Origin of the sequence: Actinobacillus capsulatus DSM 19761 (assembly GCF_000374285.1) — a bacterium.
Classification (GTDB): Bacteria; Pseudomonadota; Gammaproteobacteria; order Enterobacterales; family Pasteurellaceae; genus Actinobacillus; species Actinobacillus capsulatus.
Genome location: NZ_KB893930.1, coordinates 20,691 through 41,244, shown reverse-complemented (window position 1 = coordinate 41,244; position 20,554 = coordinate 20,691). Strand labels below are relative to the sequence as shown.

Below are 20,554 nucleotides of genomic sequence, written 5' to 3'. Positions count from 1 at the left end.
ATCTTCGATGTGAATAAAACCCAACAACCACGCGTAATCTGGAAAGTTATCCATATGCTTGCTGAATTATTCTCTAAAAACACTGATCCGCTTACAAAAAAAGATCGCATATTGATCTAAAATAAGCATCCACACTCCGACAAATAAAAACAAGAGGTTAATAAAGTTACTCCAGCAAAATACGCACTCATTTGACAACTTATCCACAGAGTTATCTACAAAATTGGCTTTAGAGGTTGTTCTAAGGCGTAAAGTGTGAAACAATCTCATCTATTTTCTCTATTACCTAAAAATAAATAAGGTGGTTCAGTGATTGATTTCAATGGCTACCGCCCAAATGTTGGTATCGTCATTTGTAATAAAGCAGGGCAAGTTCTCTGGGCAAAACGGTTTGGACAAAACTCTTGGCAATTTCCGCAAGGCGGAATTAATGAGGGCGAAAACATTGAAACAGCAATGTACCGTGAGCTCTATGAAGAAGTCGGCTTAACCAAAAAAGATGTGCGATTATTATGGGCGTCTAAATATTGGCTGAAATATAAACTACCGAAACGCTTAGTACGAAATGATGGTTCTCAGCCGGTGTGTATCGGGCAAAAACAACGTTGGTTTTTGCTCCAACTTCTCAGTGATGAAAATACAATTGATTTAAAAACAACTAAAAGTCCTGAATTTGACGGTTGGCGCTGGGTCAGCTTTTGGTATCCGGTACGTCAGGTGGTTTCATTTAAACGCGATGTGTATCGCAAAGTGATGAAAGAATTTGCTGGTGTGTTATTAAATAAATCGAAAAAAGTGGAAACGGTTGAAAAACCACGTATAGAACGTACGGAAAAACGAGAATTTCGCAAACCTACCCGTGCGTGGAACAATCAGCATCAGAAAGGAAAACCGCAATGATCGAAGTATTTTTGAGTTGTCTTGCATTAGGCACAGTTGTTGGCTTTTTAGCCGGATTATTCGGTATTGGTGGCGGTTTAATTATCGTACCAAGCTTAGTTTATTTATTACCGATGGCAGGTATAACACAGGAAAACCTGATGGCGGCCGCATTGGGCACCTCATTTTCAACCATTGTAATTACTGCCTTTTCTTCGGCTCAGCGTCATCACAAATTAGGTAATGTCGATTGGAATATTAGTAAAATTTTTATTCCGTCTATTATGATTTCGGTATTCCTCTCTGGTCTAATGATTAGCAGATTAAATGCGGCACTGATGTCGAAACTGTTTGCGGTGATAGTAATCTATTTAGCCGGTCGTATGATTTTCTCGTTGAAAAAAGAACCGAAAATTAAACCGCTTACCACGCAATCAACTATTATTGCCGGTGGTATTATCGGCGCACTATCCAGTATTGCTGGCATCGGCGGCGGTGCTTTTATCGTACCATTTCTAAATAGTCGCGGGCTTGAGATGAAACGTGCAATCGGTACTTCATCATTTTGCGGTGCATTTTTAGGCTTATCCGGTACATTTAGCTTTATTACAAGCGGTTGGAATGTTGAAATGCCGGATTATTCGCTTGGGTATGTTTATCTACCGGCATTATTCGGCATTACATTAACCTCTTATTTTACTTCCAAACTCGGGGCAAATGCAGCAAATGTTCTACCAGTTGAAACCTTGAAAAAAGCCTTTGCTGTGATGTTAGTTGCGATTGCGATTAATATGTTTTTTAAATAATTCGCTTTTATTTCTTACTCCCCTCTCACTCAGAGGGGAATTTTTTTAAAGGAACAATATGAACGAACAATTTATCCAATTTCCACAAATTGATCCGATTATTTTCAGCCTTGGCCCAATCTCCCTACGTTGGTACGGTTTAATGTATTTAATCGGCTTCGGTTTCGCTTACTGGCTAGGGATGCGCCGAGCAAAAAACTCGAACGGTGTTTGGAGTACCGAACAAGTAGATCAGCTTATTTATACCTGCTTTTGGGGCGTTGTATTAGGCGGACGTATCGGTGACGTATTTTTCTATAATTTTGACCGCTTGTTACAAGATCCGATGTTCTTATTCCGCATTTGGGAAGGAGGAATGTCATTCCACGGTGGTTTAATCGGTGTGATTGTCGCAATGATTTGGGTTTCGTTTCGCCAAAAACGCAGTTTCTGGCAAACATCGGATTTTATTGCACCGTTGATTCCGTTCGGACTTGGTATGGGGCGTATCGGCAACTTTATTAACGATGAACTTTGGGGACGCGTCACCGATGTACCGTGGGCAGTATTATTCCCAAGCGGCGGTTATTTACCTCGTCATCCTTCGCAGCTCTATGAGTTTTTCTTAGAAGGTGTAGTGTTGTTCTTTATTCTCAACGGGTTTATCAAAAAAACTCGTCCGGCAGGTTCAGTAGCAGGACTTTTCTTAATCGGTTATGGCGTGTTCCGCTTCTTAGTTGAATATGTACGTGATATAGACCCGAATGTGAACACTGTAGATGATTTGATTACGCGAGGCCAATTATTATCATTACCAATGATTATCGGCGGATTAGTGATTATGATTTGGGCATATTCTCGTAAAAAAGTATAATGACAAGCGGTTGAATTTGATGGAAATTTTGCAAGTTTTTAATGAAATTCAACCACTTTTTTGTTACCTCAATTCTGCGATCTTGATCGAAAATACACAAAATCGTAATTGAATCCACCGTGAGATTTTGTAGGCTATGCTTCAAAAAGGAGCGAATATGTGGAATCTATTTCAACAACCAGTCGAAAAAGAGTCGTTTGAATCTTGGGGTAAAATGTGTGATGATATTGCGAAAGTCGCATTATTGGCGTTGCCGGTAATCTTATATAGCAAAGAATCATTTGAATTCCGTAGCCTAAACATTTTATTCTTGTGTATTATCGCCTACGCTTGTTTAACTATCGGAAGAATTTTTCGTCGTGCGCTTAAGGAGAAATAAAATGGGTTTAACATTAGGATTGGCTATTCTCGCCATGCTATTCTCTTGCCGCATTAATTTTTGCAAATTATGCTGTAAAACATTCAAAATAACTAAAAAGCCGTAACTTCCCCGATTGTTACGGCTTTTTTATTTGCTAAAATTAGATTCGACTAAATTTAGATAAGGAAAAGTTATGACTAAAAAATATAAAGTAATTGGTTTCGATTTGGATGGGACATTGGTAAATACGCTGCCGGATTTAACCTTAGTAGTAAATTCGATGTTTGCCGAACACGGATTACCAACAACGACGCAAGAAAAAGTTTTAACTTGGATTGGTAAAGGTGCGGATATTTTCTTTCAAAATGCGATTGCCTATACAGGACAAGTATTTGATGCACAAAAATTAGTACAATTACGTACCAGCTTCGATAAATATTATGCCACTTATATTTGTGAAGAAAGCGTGCTATATCCGAATGTGAAATCAACCTTAGAGACGTTAAAAGCACAGGGTTATACGTTAGTCGTGATTACCAATAAACCGACTAAATTAGTTGAACCGGTCTTAAGTGCATTCGGTATTTTTGACTTATTCAGTGAATATTTAGGCGGGCAATCATTACCGAAAATCAAACCGCATCCGGATCCGATGTTACATATCTGTGAAAAATTTGCGATTCAACCAAGCGAAATGTTATTTGTCGGCGATTCGGAAAATGACGTGATTGCCGCCAAAACCGCCGGTTGTGATGTAGTCGGTTTAACTTACGGCTATAACTATAACGTACCAATCAAGCAATCAAACCCGACTTTCGTTACCGGCGAATTTGCTGATGTATTAAAGTTTGTAAATGGTTAATTAAGTAAAACAAGCGGTCAAATTCCTCCAACTTTTTACAAAAAATTTTTGGAATTTGACCGCTTGTGCTTTTATCGAATAGCAATAAAGGCTAAGATAAGCCCATTCGTTTCTAATTTAACAAGAGATTATAAAAAATGACCAAACCTATTGTATTTAGTGGTGTGCAGCCATCGGGTGAATTGACGATCGGAAACTATTTAGGCGCACTGCGTAACTGGGTGAAAATGCAAGACGATTACGATTGCCTTTTCTGTATTGTTGATTTACATGCGATTACCGTGCGTCAAGATCCGGCAGCATTGCGTAAAGCCTCTTTAGACGTATTAGCGCTTTATTTGGCTTGCGGTATCGATCCGAAAAAAAGCACGATTTTTATCCAATCACACGTGCCGGAGCATACTCAATTAGCGTGGGTGCTAAATTGCTACACTTACTTCGGCGAAATGAGCCGTATGACTCAGTTTAAAGATAAATCGGCACGTTATGAAGAAAACGTGAATGTCGGCTTATTTACTTATCCGGTGTTAATGGCAGCAGATATTTTGCTTTATCAAGCAAACCAAGTACCAGTGGGCGATGACCAAAAACAACACTTAGAAATTACTCGTGATATTGCCAACCGTTTTAATGCACTTTACGGAAAAAAAGATGCGGAAGGTAATGTGATTGAGCCGGTTTTCCAAGTACCAGAAGTGTTTATTGCAAAAGCGGGCGCACGTGTAATGTCATTACTTGAACCGACTAAAAAAATGTCGAAATCAGATGACAACCGTAATAATGTCATCAGTTTATTAGAAGACCCGAAAGTGGTCGCGAAGAAAATCAAACGTGCAATGACTGATGGCGATGAGCCGCCTGTAGTGCGTTACGACCGTGAACATAAAGCAGGTGTATCAAACTTATTAGATATTCTGTCTGCAGTAAACGGTAAAACCATTGCAGAATTAGAAGCGGAATTTGAAGGTAAAATGTATGGTCATTTAAAAACTGAAGTGGCGGAACAAGTTTCAGCACTTCTAACTGATCTTCAAGAACGTTATAACCACTTTCGTCAAGATGAAGCGTTACTCGAAAAAATCTTCCGTGAAGGTGCAGAAAAAGCTCAAGCTCGTGCGAGAAAAACACTTGAAAAAGTATATAAATTAGTCGGTTTTGTACAATAAAATATTCTTTAATATTTATTTAAGGCTAAATTGGAAACAATTTAGCCTTTTTATTTGCTCAAAATATGATTATTTTTATTTATCAAATTTAATTATATTCATAATAATGCTCATATTATATTGATTTTACTCTTCCTTTTTGTTTTAATCCTAGCCCCCTTATTTTTTAACTATTTATTAAAAGGATCCATAATAAATATTTAATTTCAGATAGGGGGGATATTTTCGAATGTATTAGAAGGAAACTAAAACATGAGAAGCAAGAGCTTAGTCGTTGCGATGGCAACAATGTTAGCCTTATCAACCGAGGCAGATGCAAGTAAGCTAGCCAGCGAACTTGCAACCACTGCGAGATATTATCCGAATGCAGCGAATAGTTATAATAAATATTCGTCTTGGTTTAATCCAACTCGCTATACGGGTACTATTACCCGAGCGGTAACGACAAAAATAAATGGTGTACTAATTACCAAAATTTACACAACTGTAAATGGTAGAACCGCTGTTCGAGTAATTATCTCAGCTGGAAAACCAATAGTTGTAAATAGACCAATAACACCACCAACAAGGCCTGTCGTAGATACTAAGCCGGCTCGTGAACCTGAACCACCTATCTCTGATACAGGTCCTATCATTATTCGTCCAAGTAAGCCTATCACAACACGATCTCCAATTGTTACATCTGATGTGCCTATTCGAGGCGAACAATGGAATGACCATTCACGCAGTTATAACTTACGCGATCCAAATAACAAGACCAATGTTACCTTGAACAGTAGTGGTGTAATCGTCGGTATCCTAGATAACGGCTTAAAAACTATATGATGGCAAACAATATCAAGAAAAATTCGGTGATCATGCTGAAATCATTGAAACAGGCCGTTCTGCGCCTTCATCGGCAACTCACGATATTATGGTAGCAGGGTACAAAGTGCTTCATTCTATAATGATTTATGGAATAGAAGCGCAAGAATCTTCAACCAGTCATATGGTATTCCAAGCCATTAACTTACTTTAACAATGATAGCCGTTCTATGTACTACTACAAACGCCAATTCTATAGTAGTATCTTGAACTTCTATAAAAATAAAAGACGGCGGTTTATTTATTTGGGCTGCGGGTAACAAAGATCCGAGCGTTCAAGCAGGTTTACCTCACTATATGCCTGAGTAACGTAGTATCAAGTGGTTCATCATTTGCCGTGCCAGCCGCAACTAGTACTGCAGTATTAGTGAAGCAAAAATATCCTTGGATGGATGGTAACTTGATCAAACAATCTATCTTACCCACAACAATCGATATTGGTGCGCTTGGCGTAGATGATGTATATGGTTGGGATTTACTCAATGTTGAAAAAGCTATCAATGGTCCTACACGTTTTGACAAAGGTCTTGTATTTGCAGATAACGTGACTGTTAATATCCCAAATGGACGTTATGAGTTCTCAAATGATATTGACTGTAACGCCGGCTTAGTTAAAAATGGTAGAGGTGAACTTGTCTTATCTGGTGCAAGTACTTTTGAAGGCGTAAATAACGAAGGTACGTTTTTTAACCAAGGTTATTCAACCATTAACAACAACTACACAACTTCAGCGCAAAATTGAGGAAAATAAAAGCACAACAACTGCAACAAACAACTCTTTTGCACAACAAGCGGCTGTTTTACAAAATAGTATTGCAAATGCTAATACGCAAAGCGTAGTCTTTAGATAGCCTATCTAGTCAAATTTATGCATCAGCGCAGGCGCTTACTTTTGAAAACGCGGAGACAGTAAACAAAGACTTATCTAACCGTTTAGTAATGCTTGGCGCATTAGATAATGTCGGTAACACCGCAGGTTTGTAGGCAACCGGTATTACGGAAACGGTACTTTAAAAGAAGCAGGATTCGGTGAAGGTAAAACAAATACCTATGCAGGCCAACTAGGTTTTGATAAACGATTCACTAACGATGTTATTTTAGGTGCAGCACTTAATTACTCAAAAGCGGATGGAATTGGTGCGTCTTTATATGCTCGTGTAGGTAACAAACACAAAACACCTTGGTATGTACGAGGTCGTGTAGGTTATGGCAGCGTTAATTCAGATGTCGAATGTAATATTATTTTGGCGGATAATAACGTAAGTACAGCAAAAATTAACCACCGTGATAAAGTGCTTTCTGCTTATGTTGGGTCAGGCGATGATCTCAAAATGGGTAATCTTGCATTTACACCGTTTGTCGGTTTAAATCACTATGTTGTCAGACGTGGCGCATTTAGTGAGGAAAACAATCAATTCGGTTTAATGCGGATAAAGCAACCTATAGACAAACTAGCGAACTCGTTAGTTTACGTACATCATTAGATGTAAATGTTGCAGGGATGAACATAACCCTTCAAGGTTATGTCAATCACCAAAAGGTGTTTAATGATGAAGATCTTAGCTTTAAAGCAAGCTATACCGGTTTATAAGATGCGAAATTTGATGTGAAAGGTATCAGTCCTACGAAAAGCAAAACGTGGGTTGGAGTTGGTGTAGGTGCATTAACGGAAGTGAATAAAAACACTTCATTATATGTTAACTACGATTTCAAACTGACGAAAAATAAAGGTCATAACAATGTTGTGACAGCTGGTGTGAGAGTAACTTTCTAAGCTAGCATTTACTGATAAGAACACTATGAGCGCTAAACGTAGCGCTCATATTTTTTGCAAAATTTCGGTGAAAAATGACCGCTTACTTCAACAAATCTTTAAGGCTGGACTTCATTTTTTCCATTTGATCCAAATAGATATGCTGATTTTCTAACTCATCAATCAAATGATTGATAGCTTCGGACAACGTCATCTTTCTTTCTTTCGAATACTTCGATAAACGTAACCAACTCGCATATTCTAAATCAATCGATTTTTTCTTTGTTGTGATTTTTTCCGCATTAAAAAAGCGCTTACGTTTAGCACGAATCGACTGGCGCATTTTTTTACGCTGCTCCGCCGTCATCTCCGCTTTAATCCATTGCTCGATTTCTTCCGGCGAATGTTGAAGCGTCGTTAAAAGTTGGACTTTCAACTCAATCAAACTGGTTTCCTCGTGCTTCGTGATATTTTCACCTTCTCGATGCTTTTTGAGCAAATACTTCCATTTCCAATTCGCTTCTTGAATCTCTAACTTTTGATAGCGCATTTTCTTCTCTTCACAGTGCTTAAACTTAGGCAAGTATAACGGAATTCTGTATAATAAACCAAATTTCTATTATGAGGCATTTTCGTGAATTTAACCCCATTAGACTGGCAATCTCTCACCTTACATCATTCATTTCAAGAAACGAGCAATGAAGTAGGGTTCTTTGATTTCCAACCCAATGCAAAACAAGCGATCGACCAATTCAAACGTGGGCAATTTGGCTCGCTATTAGTGATAAAGACGGAAACATTCCCTGAATTTATCCAAGAGATTAAAAATTATCTTGCCGAAAATCTTGCATATCCTCTGGTTACCAAAACCGAATTTAATCGCAACCACTTATTCGGTTATAGCATTTACCTTGAAAAAGAACATAAAGTAGAAAACGTAATGGGGGCGATTCAACAAGCAAACAATGGTATTTTGCTGCTGAATGTGAACTCATTATTATTGGATATCACGCAATGGGACAAATTAAAACAGGCGCTACTGTTCGGCTCATTTGAACAAAATGCAGTGAATAATATCCCTTACCTGCTCCCAACTGTTCAGTCAAATTTCAAACTGGTACTGATTGGTAGCCGGGAAGATATATCTCTATTGGCTGAATATGACGATAGTCTCTATCAAGTTGCACAATATACCGAAGTAGAATCCTATTTAACTCTTAATGACGAAAATCTTGAGCAATGGGGTAATTATATTCAATCAAGCGCTCAAAAATGGGTTAACAAATCGTTTACTAACCAAGCACTAAATCAGCTTTTACAAGCTTATGTGCGAGAAAGTGAAAGCCAAGAATTAGTCTCTATTTCACCGACGTTACTCAAAAAGCATTTGTTAGGTCTTGCAAATTTTTACCCAAATTCAACCACTTTAAGCCAAGTCACAGAATATTTTGATTATTTAGAACAGCAATCCTCCGTTTTAAATAAATATACAACGCAAGATATTCTTACGCACCAGCTATATATCAAGACTGAAGATGAAGAAATCGGACAAATTAATGGCTTATCCGTGATTGAGTTTGACGGCATTCCTCATTCATTCGGTGAGCCGTTACGTATTAGCTGTAACGTACAACACGGCGACGGCGAAATTACCGATATTGAACGTAAAGTTGAATTAGGCGGAAATATTCATTCTAAAGGTATAATTATTGCGCAATCTTGCTTAGCTAATTTATTAGAATTTCCGACACAACTCCCGTTCTCCGCATCACTCGCCTTTGAGCAGTCTTATGGCGAAGTAGATGGCGATAGTTCATCGCTGGCTATTTTCTGCGTATTAATCAGTGCGCTATCCAAACTGGCTTTACCACAATCGATTGCCGTTACCGGTTCAATTGACCAATTTGGTAACGTATTGAGTGTCGGCGGCGTAAATCAAAAAATCGAGGGATTCTTTAATATCTGCCAAGCCCGTGGTTTAACTGAAAAACAAGGTGTAATTATCCCCGCAACCTGTATTTCACATTTGAGTTTAAAAGCAGAAGTGATCGAAGCCGTAAAAGCCGGACAGTTCAAAATTTGGGCAATTGAACACGTTTTCGAAGCGATTCAAATTTTGTTAGATCGCCACTTTTACGATGATGAAAATGTCGCTTCAGCCGATAAACCTTCTGTATTTGGGCTGATTCATCAACATATTGAGCAAGGGCAAGAACGAGAAGAAAGCGGTTCCTTTTTTGCAAAGATTTGCCAATTCTTAGGTAAGCACTGATCCGACAAGCTCAGCTAACAGTTGTACGCCAAATTAAAAGCCTGTACTATCGCTCTCCATACAGAGCCCTGATTGTACGGGCTTTTCTTATATTTATTTTGGAAGAAAAAAATGAACAACTGTACACCAAACATTAAATCAAGCTATACCTATGAAGACTTATTAGCATCAGGTCGTGGTGAATTATTCGGCAAAGAAGGGCCACAGCTACCCGCGCCAACGATGTTAATGATGGATCGTATTAATTTAATGACTGAAAACGGTGGCTTATTCGATAAAGGTTATATCGAAGCCGAATTAGATATTCATCCGAACCTTCCATTCTTTGGCTGCCACTTCATTGGCGATCCAGTAATGCCGGGCTGCTTAGGGTTAGATGCAATGTGGCAATTAGTTGGTTTCTTCCTTGGCTGGGTTGGCGGCAAAGGTAAAGGTCGTGCGCTAGGTGTGGGTGAAGTTAAATTCACCGGTCAAATCCTACCGACAGCTAAAAAAGTAATTTATCGTATTAATATGAAACGTGTGATCAATCGTAAATTGGTCATGGGTTTAGCTGATGGTGAAGTAGAAGTTGACGGTCGCATCATCTATACCGCAACCGATTTAAAAGTAGGGCTTTTCCAAGACACTTCAGCTTTCTAATTTTGCGATCCAGATCGAAAAAATAGATAAACTTCATTTCATTCTCTAATCGAATTAAATAATATCCCTTGCCAGAGGGATATTATTTTATGTTTAAAGCATTTACACTCATCGAAATTCTTATTACCTTTACTATTCTGGTAATTTCAATTTATTTTATTTCTCCGATTGTATTCCATTTAAATGATTTAACCGCATTAAACAGTGAAATAGAATCCCTCCAATCATTTCTTTATCAATTACAAACAAAAGCACGTTACGATAAATCAAATTATACGCTTACCATTTCACAAAATAATAAAGAGAAGAAATGGTGTGTTATTGCAATTAAAAAAACAAATAACAATAAAAAACAAATTATTTGTGATTGTTTAAATACCAAACATTGCACCATAAATGATGAACATCATATTTATATTAATCATCATAAAGGCACCGCAATAAAAAATAAAAGCTTATATCCTCAAGCATTTATTAATATTGATGGTATGACCGGAAGATTAGAATCGAAATGCCTTTCCGTATCTCTGAATAATTCAAATGAAATATTACAATTAGATCAATGGGGAAGAATTTATGTTATGCCGAAGCATAAACGTAGCTATTGTAAAGACTAAATTATCCGCATCCAGTCTAATAGAACTTCTATTCTCACTTTCGTTAGCCGTATTTATCGTACTACTGGCAGCCAAGTCCTATAGTCAATTCACTCAAAATAGTCATAAACAAAAAGAAGATTTATTTCTACAGAAAGAGGCGCATCAGCTTGTTCATTATTTTCAACAACATCTCCAGCATTTAGGATTCCAAGGTGTTAATAGAGAAAACAGTAATTTTTCTTTATTTGAAAAAGATAAAAAACGTTATTCATTAACTAAAGAAAGTTGCTTTATATTTTTTTATGATTTGAATAATGACGGCTGTCTTGGCAAAAGAAAAACGAAAAATGCATCATGTATAAAAAATGATACAAATAATACTCACGATTTAGCAAAAGAGATTTTCGGTTTTAAACTCGAGAATCAAGAGATCTATATTTATGATAAAAATAATTTAACTGATTGTAAAAAAATAGAATGTGAGAAGTTACTAAATGCCTGTCAGGAAAAATGGAAAAAGCTTACTACCATTGATGATTATAAAGTAAATAAACTCTCATTTTCATGGAAAGTCCCCGAAAAACTTCTGCAAGTTAATTTAAAACTCTCATCCGTAAAATATAAAAATATTGAATACGGTACAACCAGTTATATCTATATCCTAAATTAAATATGAAAAAACATACGTTAAACAGTAGCATATTAATTGTTTCCTTACTCACAATATCCTTTGTGATGACAATAATACTATTAACTAAAGAAAAATTCATTCACTCCGAAATAAAAACTCAAAATTATCAAAACAATTATTTATCGGAAAAATTCTCCGTTTTAACCAAACTAAATAAGCAACCAATCAGTTGTAGCCAAATAAAACGCCCTATTATGACTAAAACAACTGAAGTGAAAATTGAAACCGGAAACCAAAAATATGCTATTTATTGTGCCAAAAAAAGCTTATTTGTTGAAAAAACACCTACTAAAGAAAAATATATTCATTTTAAACGGCTAGCTGATGTATTAGATATTACTAATACCGAAATAACTGAAATAGAACATCTAGACGAACTTCCCGCCAGCTCTGAACAAGATCCAAAAATTGTTTTAGCTAAAGGTGATATAGACGAAACGCTTAACCAAGATTTTTATGGCATAATTATTACTGATTATTACTTTGATATTAAAGGCAGTGCCAAATTTTACGGCATATTATATTCATCTTATGATAACAATAGAGAAGAAAGAAATATGACCTTCAAAAAGAAAGTTATATTAAATTTAGAAAATAAATATGCTCGTTGGCAAGAACTCCCCGCATCAAGGAATATGTTAAACAATGAATAAGTTAATTAAATCAGAATCATTTATTTCAATATTAATCGGCATCATGATATTTTCTTTTATATTTATTGTTACTTCACGTTGGGAAAGCTACCAAACAGAAAAAATCAATTATATTTATCAGCAACAACAAGCCCTACAAATTATTGAAAACCAACTCGCACTGAAGTATGCAAAAATACCCTGTGAACATAATATTCAGCAGAATCGCCTAAAATTCCATATTGAATGTAATGAAAATAAAATCAGTGTGAGCTTCCCATTAGGCAAAATAGATATTACTCCATAACTTTTGCAAAAAAACCGTAAAATCTGACCGCTTGTTTATCCGTAAAGTGTCAGCAAAAGTGATTGAATCTCTAAGCTAATTAGTAGAAAATCACCGCCTTACATGAGGTATCAATTATGTTCACGGTTTACCATTCACAAAAGCTATCATCATTAGCAGAAATGCTGATTCATCTACAAAAAGCCAATCCAAATCCAAATCCGTTTAGTACCGAGACCATACTTGTACAAAGTGTCGGTATGGCACAATGGCTACAAATGCAAATCGCCGATTCCATTGGCGTAGCGGGCAATTATGACTTTTTGTTTCCAACCAGCTTTTTATGGCAGCAATACCGCGTGCTATTTCCTTCACTACCGAAAGAAAATATTTTTGAACGTTCTTCCGTGACATGGCGATTAATGCGCCTGATTCCTGCCCATTTAGATATGGCAAAATTCAGTGCGCTAAAATCATATTTACAGCAAGATATTCGCCAGTATCAACTTAAGCTCTATCAGCTCTCAGCTAAAATTGCGGATCTATTTGACCAATATTTGGTTTATCGACCACATTGGTTAGTACATTGGGAAAACAACCAACTTGAAGCGGTACTTTCTGAAATCATGCATTCCAATGCATTTAAAGTTAAAAATGAACAAGAAATCCTAGCTAATCTACAATGGCAAGCTATCTTATGGAATGCGTTAATTAACGATATTAAATTAGATAGTGATGAAAGCCTATTCATCACCTCGCACCGAGCTTATTTACAAGATCAGTATTTCCAAAAATTAGATAATTTAACTGCTCAAGAGAAAGAACAACTTCCGCAGAGAATCTTTATTTTCGGTATTTCATCTCTACCAGCAACTCAGTTAGCAGTGTTAAAAAAACTGAGTATACATTGTGATATTCACTTATTTTTCTTAAACCCAAGCCAAGAATATTGGGGCGATAGTGTTGAAGATAGCGCACTGGAGAAATTAGCTTTGAAGCAGCAATTATCGGAAGCTGATTTAACTGATTTACTGGAAAAGCAAGGTAACCAACTACTTACCATGTGGGGAAAACAGGGGCGAGAATTTTTGGTGCAACTAGTAGAACAAGAGCTCGACTATACCCTAGATGTATTCGATCCGTATATCGGCGAAACCAATCTCATCAAGCTTAAAAATGCCATTCTAGCGTTTAATAATGCACAAACATTTGAATTAGATGAACAAGACCAATCATTGCAATTTCATTCGTGCCATAGCGTAATGCGTGAAGTAGAGGTGTTACATAACTATCTCTTACAGTTATTTGAGCAGAATCCGGCATTAACGCCTAAAGATATTATTGTGATGTCTGCAGATATTGATAAATACGCACCTTACATTAATGCGGTATTTTCTCGCTTTGATCATAAAGATCCGAGAAGAATTCCTTTTACACTTTCAGATCAAAAAGCGACTGCGGTAGATCCGATTATCAGCAGCTTTTTAAGTTTACTTAATTTAAAAGAAAGTAACTTTAACGCAGAAGCACTCTTAGATTTATTAGATGTAAATGCGATCCGAAGCCGTTTTCACATCCAATCTGATGATATTTATACTCTACGACATTGGATAAAAGGAGTAGGTATCCGCGCTGGATTAACTATCAAGCAAAACCAATGGCAAAATTATAACTCATGGCAAAACGGTTTAACTCGTTTGTTACTCGGTACAAGCCTCAAAGAAGAAAATGGTATTTGGCAAGAAGCTATTGGATTTAACGAAAGTTATGGTTTAGCTTCTGAGCTTGTCGGTTACTTATGCCATTATTTAGAAAAGCTTAGTACGTGGCAGCAATTTATCCAAACATCACACAGTATTGGTATTTGGCAACAAAAACTAACCGAATTAATCAGTGATTTTTATCAAGATGGTGGCGAGCATTTCGATTCACTTTCTCTGCTACAAACGACGTTGCAGGCTGTATTGGAAAAAATTGAACAAGCACGCTTTGAGGATGAAATTTCTATTGAAATTCTCGCCTTATTACTTCAGGAGAGCCTCAATACACAACAAAATAGCCTGCAGTTCTTAACTGGAAAAGTGAATTTCTGTACGTTATTACCAATGCGAGCTATTCCATTTAAAGTGGTTTGTTTGCTCGGTATGAATGAAGCTGATTTTCCTCGACAACATTCGATAAATAGCTTCGATTTAATGCAATACGCACCGAAAAAAGGCGATCGCGCACGCAGAGACGATGACCGTTATCTATTTTTAGAGGCTTTACTTTCAGCCCAAGAGATTTTCTACGTGAGCTATGTCGGACAATCGGTAACGGATAATAAAGTTCGCTTACCTTCCGTTTTAGTTGCTCAATTATTAGATTATATCGGAGAACATTTATCTGAATCGGCTCAACAAATTTTAGCTGACAAAGATGCTGCCAATTTTATCGTGAAACGCCATCCTATGACGGTCTTTAGCCCAAGCAACTTTAGTTACCCTCATATTTCTTATGATAAAGAGTGGCTCAAACTATTTGAACAGAATGCAATTCAATCAAATTTCTTAAACGGGCAGCTTACAGCGGATAGCCCAACAGAAATTAATTTAAATGAATTAATTAGTTATATCACAAACCCAATTAAATATTTCTTTAACCGCCAATTAGGTATTTATTTTAATTACGATGAAGAAAGTATTGAAGAATCGGAAAAGTTTACTTTGAATGCGTTGGATAATTACCAGTTAAGAACCAAACTATTAACGATTGATGAGGAACAAAGTCGGAGTTTATTCTATCAAGAACAGTTAAAAGGTAATTTACCTTCATCAAATTTTGCTAAGTTGTACGAAACCGAACTGGAAAACTCAATAAAAGCCATGAGAAATGAAATATCACCCTACTTAAGGCAGAGTGAAATTTTAACGATTGAGCAATATTTTCCGATTAGTTCGAATAAAATAAAACTCTATGGGAATATCCAACAATTATTTGATGATGAAATCGTATTCTGGAAAGTAAGTTCATTAAAAGATAAAGATATTATCCGTTTTTGGATTTATTATTTAGTTACGCTATTACAAAATAATACTATTCGTTTGAAATATATTGTGCGTAATGGTGAAGAAACGCAAATATTTCAATTTAATCCGATTAGTCAACAACAGGCATTTGAACAATTAGCTATTTATATAGAAGATTACCTTAATAGCTTTCAAGCGCTACGCTGGGGGATTTCTGCCGGTTTAGACGATTATTTTGCCAAAATAGAAGACGTTGAAAATATTGAAGAATATTGCTCTCAGAAAATTTTTAAATTATTAGAAGACAATTCGTTTGAAGCCAGTTACCTACAGCGAGTTTTAGTACAAAGTTCCGAATTGGATTACAGTATTATTCATCATACAACGAAACAATGGTTTGCTTTAATGCAAGACAGTAAACCGAATAAGAATAAAAAGGAGAACGAGTGAAAAAAACCGTAATAAGTCGCATGATTCGTCATACGCTTTACTCTGCGATTGCGCTCAGTGTCAGCGCCACAACCATATTTGCAAATATTCCGCAAAATTCGACCGCTAGTACATCCCTATCGGCTGTACAAACGCAAGGTTTTGAGTTTATCAATCAGCAGATCAACAAAAGCCCGAATGATAACGCCATTTATCAGGCTATTCGCTTAAAAAACGGCATGACGGTACTGCTGATTTCGGACAACAAAGCGAATAAATCGTTAATGTCATTAGCACTACCTATCGGTTCTATGGAAGATCCCATTCAGCAACAAGGCTTGGCTCATTACTTGGAACACATGATCTTAATGGGTTCTAAACAGTTTCCGGAGACTAATAGTCTAGATCGCTTTTTAACGGAAAATGGCGGCTATAACAATGCCTCTACCACAGCTGATCGCACAGCTTATTATTTAGAAGTGAATAATAATGCGTTTGATGGAGCGGTCGCTCGTTTAGCAGATGCTTTTGCACAACCGCTCCTGTCAGAAAGTAATGCGAAACGAGAAGTGAATGCCGTAAATGCCGAAATGGTTCGTGCTAAATCAAGCGATGGCCATTTATTGAACAGTGTAAATTTAGCAACTGCTAACCCTGCACACCCTATTACCAAATTTGCGGTTGGCAATAAGGAAACACTTTCGGATAAACCGAACAGTAAATTACAAACGGAGTTAGAACGATTTTACCAACGCTACTATTCGGCAAATTTAGTCAAAGCGGTTTTATATTCGAATCAACCTATTGAGCAACTTGCTGCATTAGCTGATCGTACATTAGGTAAAATGCCAAATAAAAATATTGCTGCCCCTAGTGTAGATGTGCCGTTTTTCCGTGCGGAAGATAAAGGTGTCATGATTCATTATAAACCAGTACAACCGACCAAAATGCTGGCAGTTTCATTTGATGTACCGAATGATGAAGCACAATTTGCCCACAAAACCAGCGATTATTTAGCTTATATTCTTAACAATAATACCAACGGCACTTTATCTGACTACTTAATCAAACAAGGGTTATCAGATAGTGGTATTGCTGCACAAGCAACACCAAATGTCAGTCGTAATCGTGGTAATTTCACCATTTATATTGCTTTAACCGACAAGGGGTTGACCGAAAAAGATAAGATCATTTCCTTGATTTTCCAGCAAATCGAACAAGTGAAACAAATCGGTATTCAAGAAAGTTACTTCAATGAAGTTCGAGAAAGCTTAAAGCAGGATTTTCAACATTTACAGGTGGAAAAAAATGGTACTTACATCGAATCATTAGCTGAACAAATGCTACATTATCCATTGGAACATATTTTAGATGCAGACTTTATTGTTGATACGATGGATAAACAAGCAATCAAAGCCAAACTGGCTGAGATGACATTAGACAATGCCCGTATTTTGCTGGTTGATGAAAAAGCGCATACCGATAAAAAATCACCTTACTTTGAGGCCAATTATTCGATTGCAAAAATCAGTGACGAACAACGGAAAAAATGGTTGGATTTCAGCCATAATCCGGCTTTAAAGCTACCCGAACTGAATCCTTATTTCGCGACTGATTTTTCTCTGATTCAACCAATCAGCGATCGAAAAGTACCTAAGGCGTTAATCAATACGGCAGGCAAAGCGATTTATGCAATGCCGAGCCAATACTTTGCTAATGATCCGAAAGCGATTGTATCGATGAGTTTCTCGATCATGCCGAAAACAGATGATTTAAAAGAAGCGGTAAGTGCGACGCTGTTAGGTTATATGAATAGCCTTGCACAAACGAAATTAGCGTTCCAAACTGCAGTTGCTGGTATGCAAGCAGCAATTACTACTTATCCGAATGGACTTTCACTTGAAGCAGCCGGCTACACACAGCATTTAGCGAAATTAATCCAAGATTCGCTGAATCAATTCAAAACTTTTGAATTAACTGAAGACTTCTTAGTGCAAGCCAAACAACGGGCTTTCGAAGCGCTAGACGGCCAACGCAAAGAAAGTAGCTTAACACAAGCAAATCAGGCTATCGCGAACTTTGCCAGCTATCCTTATTTTGAAGAAGATAAACAACGCAAAGTACTAACCGACACCACTTTGGCAGATGTAAAAGCGATGCGAGATAGATTGTTAACAAAATCAACTGGATTAGGCGTACTGTCAGTGGGTAACCTCAACGATAAACAGGTTGAAGATTTAGTCAGTGACATAAAAAACATTGTTAAAAGCAGTGAAGTAGAGCGAGGAAAGGCACGTTATTTAGATCTTAACGACAGCAACCGCAAACTCAACTATGTACAAACTGTACCGCATGAGGACAATGCACTAAGCATCGCTTATCTTGCAAAAGGCTATGGCGAATTAGAAGGCTCGGCTCGAGCTAATTTATTGCGTGATATTATCGGACGCTGGTATTTCGATGATTTGCGCACCCGAAAACAATTGGGCTACGTAGTCTATGCAACCAATGCTAAAATGGGTAAAACTGCTGGTATGCGTTTTATGGTTCAAAGTCCAAATACGACACCGGCAGACATTATGCAGCATAACCAACGCTTTTTTGCAGAAAGTTTAACAAAATTGACCGCTTTATCGGAGCAGGAATTTGTAAAATATCGTGATAGTTTAATTGAGAAATTACAACGTAAACCGGAATCGTTAAACCAAGAATTTTCACAGTTCGCGTTTGACTTTAATCGCCGCAATGACCAGTTCAACCAACGTGCGAAAATGATCGAAGCGGTAAAACGACTTACTCAACAAGATATTGTGGATTTTTATAAACACACGGTGATTGAGCAGCAAGGCTTTTCATTTATCAGCCAAGCGCTAGGCACGAAAGCGAAAGCCGAAGATGAAGTGAAACTAGCGGGCTACGAGAAAGTGAAGAGTATTGAACAAATCCAAAAACAATTCTCGGTTAAATACTACTAAATTATCATCTACAAACGGTCAAAAAAGTTCTAAATTTTACCATTGTAGAAAAACAAAAGGCTTAGCAAATTCGCTAAGCCTTTTTTAATATTTAGTTTTTACCTAAGTTCGAGAAGAAGTTTTTCACACTATCTAAAAAACCTTCTTGCTGCGGACGATGCTGACTTTTACCCTCTAAACTTTCTTCCAGTTTATGTAATAAGTCTTTTTGCTTGTCATTTAACGCAACCGGTGTCTCTACCACCACTTTGCAAATTAAATCACCTGCATAACCGCCGCGTGGACTTGTTACGCCCTTACCTCTCACACGGAATAATTTGCCGGTTTGGGTTTCCGCCGGAATTTTCAGTTTTAATTTACCGTCAAGTGTCGGTACTTCAATCTCACCGCCTAATGCCGCCATCGTAAAGCTGATTGGCACTTCGCAGTAAAGATTTGAACCGTCACGCTCAAAAATATCGTGTTCACGAACGTGAATCACGACGTATAAATCACCTGCTGGCGCACCATTTTCGCCTGCTGCGCCCTCTCCAGATAAACGAAGTTGGTTACCGGTATCTACACCTGCTGGAATGGTAACAGATAAGTTTTTCGTTTTTTGAACACGTCCATCGCCGTGGCAAGATTTGCAAGGTTTTTCGATTTTCTTACCGCTTCCATGACAGCTAGGACATACGGCTTCCGTCACAAAGAAACCTTGCTGACGGCGGATTCTGCCTGAACCGTGGCAGTGCGAACAGGTTTCCACTTTCGAACCTTTTTCCGCACCCGAACCGTGGCAGGTATCACATTCTGCTAATGTTGAAATGCGAATATCTTTTTTACAGCCTTTAACCGCTTCTTCCAGTGAGATTTCAATGTCGTAACGTAAGTCGTCACCACGAACGACACGGTTACGGCGACCACCGCCGCCAAATCCGCCACCGAACATTTCGCTAAAGATGTCTTCAAAGCCACCGAAACCGCCTCCGCCGAAGCCACCGCCAAATCCGCCAGCACCACCGCCTTGTTCAAAAGCAGCGTGCCCATATTGATCGTATGCGGCACGTTTTTCAGCATCGCCTAACACTTCATAGGCTTCGTTGATTTCTTTAAATTTTTCTTCTGCATTTTTACTGCCTTGGTTTTTGTCTGGATGGTGTTTTGATGCTAAACGTTTATAAGCACGTTTAATATCGTTCTCACTCGCCCCTTTCTGTAAACCAAGGACTTCGTAGTAATCTTTTTTTGCCATAGTGTTTCATTTGTAATCGTACAAAATTGTAATTGATTACCCTCGCCCCTTGTGGGAGAGGGAAAAATTTTCTTCGTTTAGAAGAAAATCAGGGACAGGGGAAAGCGGATGTATTTTGTAAAAAATTTGCGAAATATAACCGCCTGTTTCCCCTCTCTCTGCAAGAAATTGTCTTTCACAATTTCTTGCAGTCTCTCTCCCTCGGGGGGAGAGTGAGTTTTTATATACACCAAAAGGGCGTG

At 37.6% G+C, this 20,554-nt stretch carries 19 protein-coding genes and 1 pseudogene; 18 read left to right on the top strand and 2 right to left on the bottom strand.

The genetic code is table 11. From position 1 onward, the window contains the following. Positions 1–309 precede the first annotated feature (309 nt). From rppH to C228_RS14675, 10 genes and pseudogenes are all read left to right on the top strand, one after another. The gene (gene rppH / locus C228_RS0100165) at positions 310–900 is read left to right on the top strand and encodes an RNA pyrophosphohydrolase (protein WP_018650710.1); all 591 of its coding nucleotides are present in this window, start codon (positions 310–312) and stop codon (positions 898–900) included. Further along, positions 897–1,685, top strand: coding sequence for a sulfite exporter TauE/SafE family protein (locus C228_RS0100160; RefSeq protein WP_018650709.1), 789 nt, complete (start codon positions 897–899; stop codon positions 1,683–1,685). Before rppH ends, C228_RS0100160 begins: the two co-directional genes overlap by 4 nt. A gap of 58 nt (positions 1,686–1,743) precedes the next feature. Next, a complete protein-coding gene (gene lgt / locus C228_RS0100155) occupies positions 1,744–2,538 on the top strand; it encodes a prolipoprotein diacylglyceryl transferase (RefSeq protein ID WP_018650708.1) in 795 nt (264 codons plus the stop codon). 157 nt (positions 2,539–2,695) lie between these two features. After that, entirely contained in the window at positions 2,696–2,917 is a 222-nt protein-coding gene (locus tag C228_RS0100150; protein WP_018650707.1) for a hypothetical protein, read from the top strand. 175 nt (positions 2,918–3,092) lie between these two features. Then, positions 3,093–3,761 (top strand): phosphoglycolate phosphatase, encoded by a 669-nt coding sequence (locus C228_RS0100145; protein ID WP_018650706.1) that lies wholly within the window; start codon positions 3,093–3,095, stop codon positions 3,759–3,761. Between the two features lie 137 nt (positions 3,762–3,898). After that, complete coding sequence (gene trpS / locus C228_RS0100140) at positions 3,899–4,927, top strand: tryptophan--tRNA ligase (protein WP_018650705.1); 1,029 nt, start codon at positions 3,899–3,901, stop codon at positions 4,925–4,927. A 252-nt stretch (positions 4,928–5,179) separates the two neighbouring features. Next, entirely contained in the window at positions 5,180–5,752 is a 573-nt protein-coding gene (locus tag C228_RS14690) for a hypothetical protein (protein WP_026313114.1), read from the top strand. Positions 5,753–6,128: 376 nt separating this feature from the next. Beyond that, on the top strand, positions 6,129–6,533 hold the full coding sequence (locus tag C228_RS14685; RefSeq protein ID WP_050560364.1) for a hypothetical protein: 405 nt from the start codon (positions 6,129–6,131) through the stop codon (positions 6,531–6,533). Positions 6,534–6,843: 310 nt separating this feature from the next. Next, a pseudogene (locus C228_RS14680) lies at positions 6,844–7,275 on the top strand (autotransporter outer membrane beta-barrel domain-containing protein); the annotation flags it as partial. Positions 7,276–7,397: 122 nt separating this feature from the next. Beyond that, positions 7,398–7,565: an autotransporter outer membrane beta-barrel domain-containing protein gene (locus C228_RS14675; protein ID WP_245552733.1), complete on the top strand. Its 168-nt coding sequence runs from the start codon at positions 7,398–7,400 to the stop codon at positions 7,563–7,565. 82 nt (positions 7,566–7,647) lie between these two features. Here C228_RS14675 and matP read toward each other — a convergent pair whose 3' ends face one another. Continuing rightward, positions 7,648–8,094 carry a macrodomain Ter protein MatP gene (gene matP, locus C228_RS0100125; RefSeq protein ID WP_018650704.1) on the bottom strand — a complete coding sequence of 149 codons (447 nt, stop codon included), beginning with the start codon at positions 8,092–8,094 and terminating at the stop codon, positions 7,648–7,650. Positions 8,095–8,178: 84 nt separating this feature from the next. Here matP and C228_RS0100120 point away from each other — a divergent pair, with 84 nt between their 5' ends. From C228_RS0100120 to ptrA, 8 genes are all read left to right on the top strand, one after another. Continuing rightward, a complete protein-coding gene (locus tag C228_RS0100120) occupies positions 8,179–9,816 on the top strand; it encodes an AAA family ATPase (RefSeq protein WP_018650703.1) in 1,638 nt (545 codons plus the stop codon). Between the two features lie 111 nt (positions 9,817–9,927). Further along, positions 9,928–10,458, top strand: coding sequence for a bifunctional 3-hydroxydecanoyl-ACP dehydratase/trans-2-decenoyl-ACP isomerase (fabA, locus tag C228_RS0100115; protein WP_018650702.1), 531 nt, complete (start codon positions 9,928–9,930; stop codon positions 10,456–10,458). Positions 10,459–10,547: 89 nt separating this feature from the next. Next, a complete protein-coding gene (locus C228_RS0100110; RefSeq protein ID WP_018650701.1) occupies positions 10,548–11,075 on the top strand; it encodes a pilus assembly FimT family protein in 528 nt (175 codons plus the stop codon). Further along, entirely contained in the window at positions 11,035–11,727 is a 693-nt protein-coding gene (locus C228_RS0100105; protein ID WP_018650700.1) for a hypothetical protein, read from the top strand. The genes C228_RS0100110 and C228_RS0100105 overlap by 41 nt, the downstream gene beginning before the upstream one ends. Positions 11,728–11,729: 2 nt before the next feature. Further along, positions 11,730–12,401, top strand: a complete 672-nt coding sequence (locus tag C228_RS0100100) for a DUF2572 family protein (protein WP_026313112.1) — start codon at positions 11,730–11,732, stop codon at positions 12,399–12,401. Next, a complete protein-coding gene (locus C228_RS0100095; RefSeq protein ID WP_018650698.1) occupies positions 12,394–12,687 on the top strand; it encodes a DUF5374 domain-containing protein in 294 nt (97 codons plus the stop codon). The genes C228_RS0100100 and C228_RS0100095 overlap by 8 nt, the downstream gene beginning before the upstream one ends. 116 nt (positions 12,688–12,803) lie before the next feature. Then, positions 12,804–16,124: an exodeoxyribonuclease V subunit gamma gene (gene recC, locus C228_RS0100090; protein ID WP_018650697.1), complete on the top strand. Its 3,321-nt coding sequence runs from the start codon at positions 12,804–12,806 to the stop codon at positions 16,122–16,124. Next, positions 16,121–19,078, top strand: a complete 2,958-nt coding sequence (gene ptrA, locus C228_RS0100085; protein WP_018650696.1) for a pitrilysin — start codon at positions 16,121–16,123, stop codon at positions 19,076–19,078. Before recC ends, ptrA begins: the two co-directional genes overlap by 4 nt. A 91-nt stretch (positions 19,079–19,169) precedes the next feature. On the opposite strand, the gene dnaJ is transcribed toward ptrA, so the two are convergent. After that, complete coding sequence (dnaJ, locus tag C228_RS0100080; protein WP_018650695.1) at positions 19,170–20,312, bottom strand: molecular chaperone DnaJ; 1,143 nt, start codon at positions 20,310–20,312, stop codon at positions 19,170–19,172. Positions 20,313–20,554: the final 242 nt, after the last annotated feature.